We start from the raw sequence: 12,151 nt of genomic DNA, 5'->3' as shown, positions 1-12,151 counted from the left end.
GCAAGGGCGGGCGGTGCCCGGTGTGATCAGCGTGGGAAGGCCTGCGGGAGGAGCGTGGTGAACGGTTCGGTGGCGTCGGCGACGCCGCGCGCGTACGGAGCGTCGAAGTGCCAGATCAGGAAGAGCAGGAAGGCGATCAGGGCGCTGAAGAGGCCGGCCAGGAGCAACTCGCGCGCCGTACGGCCGATCTGGAGGGCGAAGACCATGCCGACGACCACCAGGGCTCCGGCGATGAGGCCGAACCACACCACGCCCGGCATCGTCGACCCCGCGCTCTGGCCCCGCGCGGTCCGTGCCTCGTCGGCGGCCGCCACCTGGTCGACGAGGCCGGGGTAGGCGTGCGACTCCAGCGTCGTGCCGGGTTCGAACGCGGCGACTCCGGTGCGCACACGGTGGAACAACGCGTCGCCTCTCTCGGTGAGTTCGCCCTGGGCGTTCATCCGCGGCCACTCCGTGCCGACGGTGTACGCGACGTAGGCGTCCACGTCGGAGCGCACCCGGTCGCGGACCGGGTCCGGGTACGCCTCGACGCGCTCGTGGACCTCGTGCAGCGCCTGTGCCTCCAGCCGCACCCACTCCGTCGCCCCGTCGCGGGCCTCCCAGACGCCCGCGATGGCCAGGCCCAGCACGATCGCGTACACGACTCCGATCATCATGATCAGGTACTCGATCACGTCGGGCGTCTGGGAGGCGTCCTCCGGCTGCTCCTCCGGTCCGGCCCGGCGTTCACGGCCGCGCTGCCAGATCACGACACCGGCGAGGACGAGGGCACAGGACGAGGTCATGGCCAGTGCGAGCAACAGCCAAGCGGACAAGGAAACTCCAGGGGGACGGGGCGGGACCGGACGGACGCCGGGGCCGGGACTACTCGGAGCGGGGGGCCGGGGTGCCGGAGCGCGGGCGCAGGGCGGCCGCGGCCAGGACGGCGGGGGCGACGATCAGCAACATCCGGCTCGTCGTGGACAGGCTGGGCTCGGGCAGTTCACGGGCCGCTGAGGCGTACGGGGGCGCGACGATCTGTCGCTCGGGCTCCGGAGCGGCAGAGGGGGTCGTGATGGCCTCCGGCTCCGGCTCCGGCTCGGGCACAGGCGCGGGCGGTGGGGCGGGCGGGGGTTCCGGAGCCGCAGGTGGCGGAGGGGGTGGCGGCGGAGGCGGCGGTGGCGGCGGTGCGGGCGGCGGTTCCGGAACGGGCGGAGGCGGCGCGGGTTCGGCCGGTGGGGCAGGGGGTCCCACCGAGCGGCACAGGCTCTCGATGGACTCACCGGCCCGTGCTCGTTCCGCCAGGTCGCGCACCGAGTGGTCACCGCCCGCGAAGGCGCAGGAGTCGAGGGGAGTCAGCGCCGAGGCCGATGAGGCGCTGCTCCACAGCAGCAGCCCGAGGGCGAGTGCCGCGACGCCGGTGCGGTCCCGAAGATCTCCCATGGGGTGATCGTGCGCGTTGCCCCACCGGCGTGCTGCTCCGAGTGAGTGAAATCCCCGGATCTGATGAAAATCAGCGCAGAAGGGTTACCGGCCACCGCACCGGGGCGGCCGTTGGGCGACTACTCCTCACGGCGCCTGCGGCGCTTGCGCTGCTTCCGTCGCCCGCGGCTGAAGAACCATCCCGCCGGCGGTTCGTCGGCCCGCCAGGGTGTGGGCTCGGGAGGGCTGTTCTTCCACCGTTCCCTCAGCATGCGTGTGCGGGCGGCGGGCTCGCGCACCTGAGCGTCTCGGATGAAGCGCTCGTCGAACTCCAGATCGTCCCACTCGTCCCCGCGGCTCTCGTCCCTGTCCTGCGGCTCGGGCTCCACGGCAGCCTCCCGTCCGACGGATCGCCTCCGGATCCTTCTACAACGTGCGGGGCGCGCGGAACATTCCCGAAGTCTCCGATGGGGCACGGTGACCACCCTCGGTCGCTCCTGGTTGCCCTGTGTGAGGGCGGTGGGGGTGGGAGGAGTCCGGTTCGGCGTCGAGTCGGTCCCCTCTCCGTGCGATCGACTCTGCTGCCGTGTGGTCGCCCGGTGCCGGGTTCTGTCGCTCCATCGGGTGACGCGCCGTCATTTTCCCCGTGTGTGCCGGTACGTGCGGCATCTTCTGTCGTTCAGGCAGGGAAAGAGCACATGACTTTTGGCATGGACACTTCTCGAACGGGTTGTGCGCTGCTACGACGGATGCCACAGGCGTTCCTCCATGTCCCCCCCCACGGGAGGTTCTGTGAGACTGTCCAGATTCGCGTCCGTTTCGGCCACCGTGGCAGCGCTCCTCGCTCTCACCGGCTTGAGCGGAGCCACCGCCACCGCCCAGGAAGCCACCGTCAACTACGTCGCCCTCGGCGATTCCTACTCCTCCGGCGTCGGTGCCGGCAGCTACGAGGCGGGCGACTGCAAGCGCAGCACCCGTGCCTATCCCCACCTGTGGCGCAACGCCAACGCCCCCACGTCCTTCTCCTTCACCGCCTGCTCGGGTGCGCGCACCCAGGACGTGATCAACAACCAGCTCGGCCCGCTCAACTCCTCCACGACCCTCGTCAGCATCTCGATCGGCGGCAACGACGCGGGCTTCGCCGACGCCATGACCACCTGTGTGCTGGAGGGCGAGAGCGCCTGCGTCGCACGGGTCGGACAGGCCCGCTCCTACATCAACAACACCCTCCCGGCCCGCCTCGACGCGGCGTACGACGCCATCCGGGCCAAGGCCCCCAACGCACGGGTCGTCGTGCTCGGTTACCCGCGGATGTACCAGCTCAACGGAAGTTGCTGGTTCGGCATCAGCGAGCGGTCACGCGCGGCCATCAACGCGGCCTCCGACGACCTGAGCGAGGTCACCGGTAAGCGCGCCGCCGACCACGGCTTCACGTACGGCGACGTCCGCGGCACCTTCACCGGACACGAGATCTGCTCGTCCGCGCCCTGGCTGCACAGTGTCACGTGGCCGATCGGCGACTCCTACCACCCGACCGCGGCCGGCCAGTCCGGCGGCTACTACCCGGTGATGGAGAACCTGGCCTGACACCGGAGCACCGCGGAACGCCCGTCGTCGCGGTGCGGCCCCGACACCATCGGGGCCGCACCGCCCTCGCACGTCACGCGCCGCCGCCACGCAGCGCGACGAGGCCCGCCAGTTCGGCGTCGGAGAGTTCGGTCAGCGCGCCCTCTCCGTCCCCGAGCACGGCGTCGGCCAGGCTCCGCTTGCGTTCGAGCAGCTCCGCGACACGGTCCTCGACCGTGCCCTCGGTGACCAACCGGTGGACCTGCACGGGCCGCGTCTGACCGATCCGGTACGCCCGGTCGGTGGCCTGGGTCTCGACCGCCGGGTTCCACCAGCGGTCGAAGTGCACCACGTGCTCGGCCCGCGTGAGGTTCAGCCCGGTACCCGCGGCCTTGAGCGACAGCAGGAAGACGGGCACCTCACCGTCCTGGAAGCGTCGGACCATCTCCTCCCGCCGCGCCACCGGGGTGCCGCCGTGCAGGAGCAGTACAGGCACGCCCCGGGACGTCAGGTGGTCCCGGAGCAGCCGGGCCATCCGCACGTACTGGGTGAAGACGAGGGTCGCCGCGCCCTGTGCGAGGACGGTGTCGAGGAGTTCGTCGAAGAACTCCAGCTTCCCCGACCGGCCGGCGAGCCGTCCGCTCCCGTCGGTGGTGCGGCCGGGCTCCTCCTTGAGGTACTGCGCGGGATGGTTGCAGATCTGCTTGAGCGAGGTCAGCAGCTTCACCACGAGCCCCCGCCGCGCCATGCCGCGGGTGCCGGAGACGGACGCCAGCCCCTCCCGCACGGCGGCCTCGTACAGGCCCGCCTGCTCGGCGGTCAGGGGCACCGCGTGGTCCGTCTCCGTCCTGCGCGGCAGCTCCGGGGCGATGCCGGGGTCCGACTTCCGGCGCCGCAGCAGGAACGGCCGCACCACCCGGGCCAGCGCGGCGGTGGTCGCGGGGTCCCGGCGCCCCTCCACCGCGTCCGCGTAGCGGTGCCGGAAGGCGGGCAGCGGACCCAGCAGCCCCGGGGTCGTCCAGTCCAGGACGGCCCACAGCTCGGAGAGGTTGTTCTCCACCGGGGTACCGGTCAGGGCGACACGGGCGGCCGACGGCACCGCGCGCAGCGCCCGCGCCGTGCGGGAGAAGGGGTTCTTCACGTGCTGGGCCTCGTCGGCGACGACGAGTGACCAGGGACCGGCGGCCGTCAGCCGCGCCGCGTCCCGCCGCAACGTGCCGTACGTCGTCAGGACGAACTCGCCGTCACGCACCCCCTCCAGGTTCCGCTCACGTCCGTGGTGACGGCGGACGGGAACGTGCGGCGCGAACCTCCTGATCTCACGCTCCCAGGTGCCGAGCACGGAGGCGGGGCACACCACGAGCGTCGCCCCGGCCGTGCCGGGCGGCGTGTGCCGGTGCAGGTGGAGGGCGATCAGTGTCACGGTCTTGCCGAGGCCCATGTCGTCGGCCAGGCACACCCCGAGACCGAGCGCCGTCATGCGGTGCAGCCAGCGGAACCCGAGCAGCTGGTAGTCGCGCAGCGTAGCGGCCAGGCCCGGAGGCTGGGGCGGTTCGGTGGCACCGGAAGGCACGTGCTCCGGGGCGGAAAGGCGGGCCCGCAGGTCCTCCAGAGCTCCGTCCGCCCGGACCTCCACCCGCTCCCCGGACTCCTCCACGGAACCGGCCAGCACGCTTCCGAGTGCCTCGGCGGCCCCCATGGCCCGGCCCCGGTGACCCGCCCGGCGCCGGATCTCGTCGAGGTCCAGCACCACCCAACGGTCGCGCAGCCGCACCAGCGGCCGTCGGGACTCTGCCAGCGCGTCCAGCTCCGCCCGGGTCAGCTCCTGGTCGCCGACGGCGACACGCCAGCGGAACGCGTACCACGACCCGGAGGAGAGGAGGGGACCGCCGGGCCCGGAGGCCGCCGACGTCTCCCGGGGCTCGATGACGCCTCGGGGTGACCGGACGTACCAGGTCACGCGGCCAGTGCACGTCGACCCCGGCAGCGGCGAGAGAGCGCCCGACGGCGGGGGAGAGCAGCCCGGTGACGTCCTCGTCGGTCAGCTCGACGGCATCCGGGACCGGGCCGTGGAGCAGGGGTGCCAGCGGCTCCCAGGCGGCGACCGCCCGACGCAGGGCCGGCCGGAGGTCCCTCCGCGCGTGCGGGCCGAAGCCGCGCGCCGCTTGCCTGCCCGCCCACACGTCCGCGGTGTCGGCCACGACCGCGGGCCCCTCGTGGCCGTGCACCTGGAGCACCGCGCGGCAGCGGGCTCCGCCCTCCTCGCCGTCGCCCTCCGTGGGTGCCTCGACGCGCAGGGACAGGCGGATTCCGGGCGTGTGCCGGGCCGCCGCGCCGGTGGCCCGCGCCCCGCGTTCGCGGGCCCGCCGTGCAGCGCGGGCGGAGGGGAGCGGGCCACGCGCGGCCGGGGCGGCGGCGTGCGGGCGGACCAGGCCCTCGGCGACGGCGTCCAGGAACGCCCGAAGCAACGGCAGCGGCTCGGGAAGGAGCGAGGGGCCTCCGTCGGGCGGGCACGGGGCCGCGCGGGCACAGGACGGCATCGTGGCGGCCAGTTCCCGCAGCCTGCGGGCGTCGGGCGGCCTGATCGGCCGGGCGTCGTGCGTCCGCGCGTCGCCGTCCGGCAGCGACCGCCCCCGGGCGGCGACTTGGAGCGCCAGCAGAGCCGCGGCCCCCCAGAAGGCGGCGGAGGACCGGGCCGGGTCGTCCCCCTCCCGGTGGGCCGCAGTCCCGGCACGCGCCCGGGTGAGGACCGGCAGGGCCTCGGCGGCGCTGAGCAGGAGAGCGGGTACGGACCGGAACGCGAGGGTGCCGTCCGCCTCGGGGAGGGCGACCGTCAGCTCGGCCAGGTCGCTCGGCTCAGACCCGTCCGGGGCGGAGCCGTCCGGTCGCCAGAAGGCGACGGCCGACTTCAGCGGGGGATCGGCGGCAAGGAAGGAGACCGCGCAACCGCGCAGGGAGGTCACCCGGGAGCGGACGACGGAGGCAGCGGAGCCCATTCTCGCCTCCGACACGAGTACGTTCGGGTGGTAGACGCTACAACACGGGCGGTACGGGCGGCCGCGCGGTCCGCTCCCACCACGGCCCCTGAGCGGGCGGGGGAACGCGATGCGCGGCGACCGCGTTCTAGTAGGCAGGCGGCCGGACCGTCCGCCTGCGCTGAGGAGGCGAAGAGACATGAGCACACGAGCGAAAGTCGCGGTTGGCGGGGTCGCCGTCGGCCTTCTGCTGCTGTTGGTGGGGTTGCCCCTGTGGGCCGTGCTGCTGATCGTGGTGGGGGTCCCGGCGGTGGCCTACCTGGCACTGGACCCCTCCCAGCGCCGGCGGCTGCGTCGCGTCAATCGCCGGGAGCTGGGCAGGTAGCGGGCTGCTCCCTCCTCCCTCGGCAGGCCGGGCGGGCTCGGGTGTGCGGGGGCGGCTCGCAGGCGTCGGTGGTGCTCGCGGTGCGGGGCGGGGTTCAGGAGCGCTCGGCGAGGGCGAGAAAGCGGGCGTCCTCGTCGACGTAGGACACCAGGCGCCAACCGGCGGCCCGCAGTAGCGCACGCAGTCTGGGCTCGGCCCGCGGGTCGTCCGGCGTCGGGACCCTGCCGTGGCGGGCGGCCAGGACCGCTCGGCCCACGGGGTGGAACAGGGCCAGGCGTCCTCCCGGGGCCGTGACGCGTGCCAGCTCCGCCAAGCCGGCGGCCGGGTCGGACAGGTGTGTCAGGAGCCCTGCCGCGAGCACCGCGTCCAGCGCGCCGTCCCGCAGCGGCAGCCGTTCGGCGTCGGCCAGCACCAGGCCGCCCGACCGGTCCCGGCCGGCGGCTGACGCCTCGGCGAGCATGGCCGGGGTGATGTCCACGCCCAGGACCGCTCCCTCGGGGCCCACGGCGGCACGCAGGAGCGGCAGGGCTCGGCCGGTTCCGCACCCGGCGTCGAGGACCCGGTCGCCGCCGCGGAGCCGCAGGGCCGCCACGGCGCCGGAACAGGCCGGGCCGTCGTCCGGGAAGCGGGCGTCCCATCCCGCCGCCCGCTCGGTGAAGAAGGCGCGGACGTCGCCTGCGTCGTACTGCGTCATGCGCTCATCGTCACGCATCGCAGGGGCGCGGGACCGTGTTGGGGTGGCGGCGGCATGGGTAGGGGTGCCACGACGAAGGGGGTAGGGATGGCTCTGCGCGCGCAGCTCGACTGGCTGCTGGAGGACGTGACCAAGCGGGTTCCCACGGTGCGGCACGCACTGGTTCTGTCCACGGACGGGTTGGTGACGGGGGCCAGCCAGGCGATTCCGGGACAGGAGGCCGACCGGCTCGCCGCTGTGGCATCGGGGCTGCACAGCCTGGCCAAGGGGGCCGGTCATCACTTCGCCGCAGGCCAGGTGCGGCAGACGATGATCGAGTTCGACGACGGCATCCTGTTCGTGACCCCGGCCGGGCACGGTAGCTGCCTGTGCGTGCTGACCACCGCCCAGGCCGACGTCGGTCTGGTCGCCTACGAGATGACCCTGTTGGTCAACCGCGTCGGGGAGCATCTGGCGGTCGCCGCGCGTGGCCACCGGTGAGGCGGCGGGCGCAGCGGGGGGCGCGGTCGTGGCGGGGACGCCGATGGTGTGGTCGGTCGTGTGGTCGACGGTGCGATCGGCGGCGTGGTCGGCCGTGACGGGCGATTCTGTCCCATCCTGAACAGGGCTTCTGCCTGGATTTCCACAGTGGGCACCGGGCGCTCCGGACCGACCTACGGTGGTGACACACCGTGATCGGACAACAGCGGAGGACCGCCATGTCAGTGTGTGTCGACCGGCTCGACGTTCCCTTCCGACGCCTGGGGCGCGGGGCGGCCCCGTGCGAGGGGCGGAAGGCGGCCACGAGTGTGTCCGGCGAGGAAGCCGCACGGGAGTTGCGTCTCGCGCCCCGTGAGTTCGAGCTCGCCGTGGAACTGGGGGAGGTGCGTACGGTGCCGCCCGCCCGTCCCGGGGGTCGCCGCCGGGTGCCGCGGAGCGAGGTGCTCCGGCTGCGCGTCCAACCCGGCTTCCCCGAGGCGTTGCACGCAAGGCTCCACTTGGTGGGAGCCGGCGAGGGGGCCGCTCGGCTGGGTGTCACGGCAGCTCGCTTCACCCGGCTCGCTCGTGCGGGGTGCGTCGGTCCCGTGCGCCTCACGGTCAACCGCTACCGCAGACCGGTCTGGCTGTATCGGACCATCGAGCTGGAGCAGTTCGCCACCCGACAGCCCGGTCTCCTGCACGGTGCCCTTCCCCGCACGGTACGGGATGTGGTGGCCGAAGGCGCCGACTGGCGACCGCGATGGTGGCGGGGCCGGCGGGTGGGGCAGTTCCTGCGTCAGGCGGAGGGGCCCTGGAGCGCCGCAGCCGTTCACGGCGCGGTTCTCTCCCCGGAGGCGTTGGAGGAGGCCGTGCCGGACCCGGCCGAACGGCGTCTCCTTTCGGCCCTCCGGCCTCCGTTGGTGCCGGGGCGCTCCGCCTCACCCTCGCTGCGGGCGGTCGCCGGGGAGATGTTCGTGGCCCGGTCGCCCGACGAGGTGCGCTGGCACCGGTTGAATCTGGCGCTGGAACTGGCCCGGGCCCGTGCCGCGGAGAGCGGCAGCCCCTCAGCCCCGGTGGGGGCGGAAGAGCCCCTCCTGGACCACCGACACCAGCAGCCTGCCCTCGCGGTCGTAGATCCGCCCCCTGGCCAGCCCGCGCCCGCCGGTCGCGATGGGTGACTCCTGGTCGTAGAGGAACCACTCATCGGTCCGGAAGGGGCGGTGAAACCACATGGCGTGGTCGAGCGAGGCCATGTCGAAGCCCCGCGGGCCCCAGAGCGGTTCCACGGGCACCCGCACCGCGTCCAGCAGCATCATGTCGCTGGCGTAGGCCAACGCGCACGTGTGCACGAGGGGGTCGTCGCCCAGCGGGCCCACCGCGCGCATCCACACCGCGCTGCGCGGTTCCGCGCCGCGCACCTCGTCCTCGGTCCAGCGCAGTCGGTCGACGTACCGGATGTCGAACGGCTGCCGACGGGCCATGCGCTCCAGTGCCTCGGGCAGCTCCCCGAGGTGCTCCCTCAGCTCGTCGGCCAGCCTCGGCAGGTTCTCCGGCCGGGGAACCTCACGAAGCGGCAGCTGATGCTCGATGCCCGGCTCGGGCCTGTGAAAGGAAGCCGTCAGATGAAAGATCGTCTTGCCCTGCTGCACCGCGACCACTCTCCGAGTGGTGAACGAACGTCCGTCCCGAACCCGCTCGACCTGGTACACGATGGGCACCCCGGGCACGCCGGGCCGCAGAAAGTAGGCGTGCAGGGAGTGCACCGGGCGCTCGCCGTCCGTCGTGCGGCCGGCGGCCACGAGGGCCTGCCCGGCCACCTGCCCGCCGAAGACCCTCTGGAGGTGCTCCTGCGGACTGTCACCGCGGAAGATGTCCACCTCGATCCGCTCCAGGCCGAGGAGATCGACCAACCGTTCCGCCGGGCTCTCGCTCATGGTGCTTCCCTTCTGCTCACACGGCCGGTCACCGCTGCGGCGGCCGACGCACTCGCGGGCATGCGCACGGCCACGGTGCCGGGGTCGGCGTCACAGCGCGCCGACGGCCGTCACCTTGACGACCGCGCGGCCCTCCGCGTCGGAAGCCGTCAGGTCGACCTCGGCCGAGATGCCCCAGTCATGGTCGCCCCGCGGATCCGCGAACGTCTGGCGGACGCGCCACAGGCCGTCCTCGGGCACCTCCTCCACGCGCAGAAGTTGCGGGCCCCGGGCGTCCGGTCCCGTCCCGAGCTCCTCGTACTCCTCGAAGTAGGCGTCCAGGGCGTCCGACCAGGCCGCCGCGTCCCAGCCCGCTTCGGCGTCCAGTTCACCGAGCTCGTCCACCCGGTCGAGCGCCGCCAGTTCCACACGGCGGAACATGGCGTTGCGCACGAGCACGCGGAAGGCCCGCCCGTTCGCTGTGACGGGGCGCACGTGGTCGGCCCGTTCCTGCGCCTCCTCGGGGGTCTCGTCGGCCGGGTTCGCCAACTGCTCCCACTCGTCGAGGAGGCTGGAGTCCACCTGCCGCACCATCTCGCCGAGCCACTCCACGATGTCCTGGAAGTCCTCGGACTTGAGGTCGTCCGGCACCGTGTGCTGAAGCGCCTTGTAGGCGCCGGCCACGTAACGGAGGACGATGCCCTCGGTGCGGGCCAGCTCGTAGAAGGAGACGAACTCGCTGAAGGTCATGGCGCGTTCGTACATGTCCCGGATCACCGACTTCGGGGACAGCGGGTGGTCGCCCACCCACGGGTGCGACGCGCGGTAGAGCCCGTAGGCGTGCAGCAGCAGCTCCTCCAGGGGCCGGGGGTAGCTGACGTCCATCAGCCGCTCCATCCGCTCCTCGTACTCCACGCCCTCGGCCTTCATGGCGGCGACGGCCTCCCCCTTGGCCTTGTTCTGCTGGGCGGCGAGGATCTGCCGGGGATCGTCCAGGGTCGACTCCACGACCGAGACCATGTCGAGCGCGTAGGAGGGGGACTCCGGCTCCAGCAGGTCGAAGGCGGCCAACGCGAAGGTGGACAGCGGCTGGTTGAGAGCGAAGTTCTCCTGGAGGTCGACGGTCAGCCGGACGGTACGGCCCTGCGCGTCGGGCTGAGGAAGCCGCTCGACGACGCCGGCGTCCAGGAGCGAGCGGAAGATGGCGATCGTCCGCCGGATGTGGCGCAGCTGCGCCCTCCGGTCCTCGTGGTTGTCCTCCAGCAGCCTGCGCATGGCCGTGAAGGCGTCACCCGGTCTGGCGATGACGGCCAGCAGCATCGCGTGCGTCACGCGGAACCGGGAGGTCAGCGGTTCCGGTTCGGAGGCGATCAGCTTCTCGAAGGTGTTCTGGCCCCAACTGACGAAGCCCTCGGGCGCCTTCTTCCGCACGACCTTGCGCCGCTTCTTCGGGTCGTCCCCGGCCTTGGCCAGGGCCTTCTCGTTCTCGATGACGTGCTCGGGGGCCTGCGCCACCACGAGCCCGGACGTGTCGAAGCCCGCCCGCCCGGCGCGTCCGGCGATCTGGTGGAACTCACGGGCCCGCAGGGTGCGTACACGGTTTCCGTCGTACTTGGTCAGGGCGGTGAACAGCACCGTGCGGATCGGGACGTTGACGCCCACACCGAGCGTGTCGGTTCCGCAGATGACCTTCAGGAGCCCGGCCTGTGCGAGCCGCTCCACCAGTCGGCGGTACTTGGGCAGCATGCCCGCGTGGTGGACGCCGATGCCGTGCCGCACGTACCGCGAGAGGTTCCGGCCGAACTTCGTCGTGAAGCGGAAGTTGCCGATGACGGAGGCGATCTCGTCCTTCTCCGCCCGGGTGCACATGTTGATGCTCATCAGGGCCTGGGCCCGTTCGACCGCCTGGGCCTGCGTGAAGTGCACGATGTACACCGGGGCCTGACGGGTCTCCAGCAACTCGGTGAGCGTCTCGGTCAGGCCGGTCGTGCGGTACTCGTAGCTGAGCGGCACCGGCCGGGTGGCCGAGCGGACCACCGCGGTGGGCCGCCCGGTGCGACGGGTGAGGTCGCCCTCGAAGCGGGAGACGTCCCCCAGTGTCGCCGACATCAGGACGAACTGAGCCTGCGGAAGCTCCAGCAGGGGAATCTGCCACGCCCACCCGCGGTCCGGCTCCGCGTAGAAGTGGAACTCGTCCATCACCACCTGGCCGATGTCCGCTTCCCTACCGTCCCGCAGCGCGATCGAGGCGAGCACCTCGGCCGTGCAGCAGATGACCGGGGCGTCCGCGTTCACCGAGGCGTCACCGGTGAGCATCCCCACGTTCTCCGTGCCGAACAGCTTGCACAGGTCGAAGAACTTCTCCGACACCAGCGCCTTGATGGGTGCGGTGTAGAAGGTGACCTCGTCCCGCGCCAGGGCGGCGAAGTGCGCGCCGGCGGCCACGAGCGACTTGCCGGACCCTGTCGGTGTCGAGAGGATGACGTTCGCCCCCGAGACCACTTCGATCAGCGCTTCTTCCTGCGCCGGGTAGAGGGTGATACCCCGCTCCTCGCTCCATGTGGAGAAGGCCTCGAAGAGGGAATCGGGGTCGGCGTCCTTGGGCAGCTGATCGATGAGGGTCACACCCCCATACTGCCTTCCCGCACCTCCAACCGGGGAACCGGCGGGAGTCGCAAGATCAACGGGGGCTACGCTGTCCCGCACCGCGACCGGCCGGGTACCGCCCGTTCCACGGCGGTGGTGCTCAGTACAGCGA

Annotated in this window: 10 protein-coding genes and 1 pseudogene; 4 read left to right on the top strand and 7 right to left on the bottom strand. The window is 72.5% G+C overall.

Going from position 1 to position 12,151, the window contains the following annotated elements:
• Nucleotides 1-26: 26 nt before the first annotated feature.
• The 3 genes from IF129_RS05870 to IF129_RS05860 form a co-directional block, all read right to left on the bottom strand.
• Nucleotides 27-815 carry a bestrophin-like domain gene (locus tag IF129_RS05870; RefSeq protein ID WP_191208401.1) on the bottom strand — a complete coding sequence of 263 codons (789 nt, stop codon included), beginning with the start codon at nucleotides 813-815 and terminating at the stop codon, nucleotides 27-29.
• Between the two features lie 49 nt (nucleotides 816-864).
• Nucleotides 865-1,422 (bottom strand): hypothetical protein, encoded by a 558-nt coding sequence (locus IF129_RS05865; RefSeq protein ID WP_191208400.1) that lies wholly within the window; start codon nucleotides 1,420-1,422, stop codon nucleotides 865-867.
• Between the two features lie 119 nt (nucleotides 1,423-1,541).
• Nucleotides 1,542-1,790 carry an SGM_3592 family protein gene (locus tag IF129_RS05860; protein WP_191208399.1) on the bottom strand — a complete coding sequence of 83 codons (249 nt, stop codon included), beginning with the start codon at nucleotides 1,788-1,790 and terminating at the stop codon, nucleotides 1,542-1,544.
• Nucleotides 1,791-2,169: 379 nt separating this feature from the next.
• On the opposite strand from IF129_RS05860, the gene IF129_RS05855 reads away from it, so the two are divergent.
• Nucleotides 2,170-2,988 (top strand): SGNH/GDSL hydrolase family protein, encoded by an 819-nt coding sequence (locus IF129_RS05855; RefSeq protein ID WP_191208398.1) that lies wholly within the window; start codon nucleotides 2,170-2,172, stop codon nucleotides 2,986-2,988.
• Between the two features lie 73 nt (nucleotides 2,989-3,061).
• Here IF129_RS05855 and IF129_RS05850 read toward each other — a convergent pair.
• A pseudogene (locus tag IF129_RS05850) lies at nucleotides 3,062-5,963 on the bottom strand (DEAD/DEAH box helicase).
• A gap of 178 nt (nucleotides 5,964-6,141) precedes the next feature.
• Here IF129_RS05850 and IF129_RS05845 point away from each other — a divergent pair.
• Nucleotides 6,142-6,327, top strand: coding sequence for a hypothetical protein (locus IF129_RS05845; RefSeq protein ID WP_191208397.1), 186 nt, complete (start codon nucleotides 6,142-6,144; stop codon nucleotides 6,325-6,327).
• Between the two features lie 94 nt (nucleotides 6,328-6,421).
• Here the strand turns inward: IF129_RS05845 and IF129_RS05840 are convergent, their stop codons facing one another.
• The gene (locus IF129_RS05840; RefSeq protein ID WP_191208396.1) at nucleotides 6,422-7,021 is read right to left on the bottom strand and encodes a methyltransferase domain-containing protein; all 600 of its coding nucleotides are present in this window, start codon (nucleotides 7,019-7,021) and stop codon (nucleotides 6,422-6,424) included.
• An 87-nt stretch (nucleotides 7,022-7,108) separates the two neighbouring features.
• Between IF129_RS05840 and IF129_RS05835 the strand changes: the two genes are divergently transcribed.
• The gene (locus tag IF129_RS05835; protein WP_191208395.1) at nucleotides 7,109-7,501 is read left to right on the top strand and encodes a roadblock/LC7 domain-containing protein; all 393 of its coding nucleotides are present in this window, start codon (nucleotides 7,109-7,111) and stop codon (nucleotides 7,499-7,501) included.
• 218 nt (nucleotides 7,502-7,719) lie between these two features.
• Nucleotides 7,720-8,658, top strand: coding sequence for a DUF6397 family protein (locus IF129_RS27055; protein ID WP_224754481.1), 939 nt, complete (start codon nucleotides 7,720-7,722; stop codon nucleotides 8,656-8,658).
• Here IF129_RS27055 and IF129_RS05830 read toward each other — a convergent pair.
• Nucleotides 8,545-9,414, bottom strand: coding sequence for an acyl-CoA thioesterase (locus IF129_RS05830; protein WP_191208394.1), 870 nt, complete (start codon nucleotides 9,412-9,414; stop codon nucleotides 8,545-8,547). The genes IF129_RS27055 and IF129_RS05830 overlap by 114 nt on opposite strands.
• Nucleotides 9,415-9,504: 90 nt before the next feature.
• Nucleotides 9,505-12,018, bottom strand: coding sequence for a DEAD/DEAH box helicase (locus IF129_RS05825; RefSeq protein WP_191208393.1), 2,514 nt, complete (start codon nucleotides 12,016-12,018; stop codon nucleotides 9,505-9,507).
• Nucleotides 12,019-12,151: the final 133 nt, after the last annotated feature.

The organism is Streptomyces chumphonensis, from assembly GCF_014779715.1.
GTDB lineage: Bacteria > Actinomycetota > Actinomycetes > Streptomycetales > Streptomycetaceae > Streptomyces > Streptomyces chumphonensis.
Note: the sequence above shows the minus strand (reverse complement) of the source record. Positions and strands in the feature narration are given on the sequence as shown.

Coding starts and splice junctions, on each gene's coding strand:
- IF129_RS05845 (WP_191208397.1), top strand. CDS start 6,142: ATGAGCACACGAGCGAAAGTCGCGGTTGGCGGGGTCGCCGTCGGCCTT.
- IF129_RS05835 (WP_191208395.1), top strand. CDS start 7,109: ATGGCTCTGCGCGCGCAGCTCGACTGGCTGCTGGAGGACGTGACCAAG.
- IF129_RS05830 (WP_191208394.1), bottom strand. CDS start 9,414: ATGAGCGAGAGCCCGGCGGAACGGTTGGTCGATCTCCTCGGCCTGGAG.
- IF129_RS27055 (WP_224754481.1), top strand. CDS start 7,720: ATGTCAGTGTGTGTCGACCGGCTCGACGTTCCCTTCCGACGCCTGGGG.
- IF129_RS05865 (WP_191208400.1), bottom strand. CDS start 1,422: ATGGGAGATCTTCGGGACCGCACCGGCGTCGCGGCACTCGCCCTCGGG.
- IF129_RS05840 (WP_191208396.1), bottom strand. CDS start 7,021: ATGACGCAGTACGACGCAGGCGACGTCCGCGCCTTCTTCACCGAGCGG.
- IF129_RS05855 (WP_191208398.1), top strand. CDS start 2,170: ATGTCCCCCCCCACGGGAGGTTCTGTGAGACTGTCCAGATTCGCGTCC.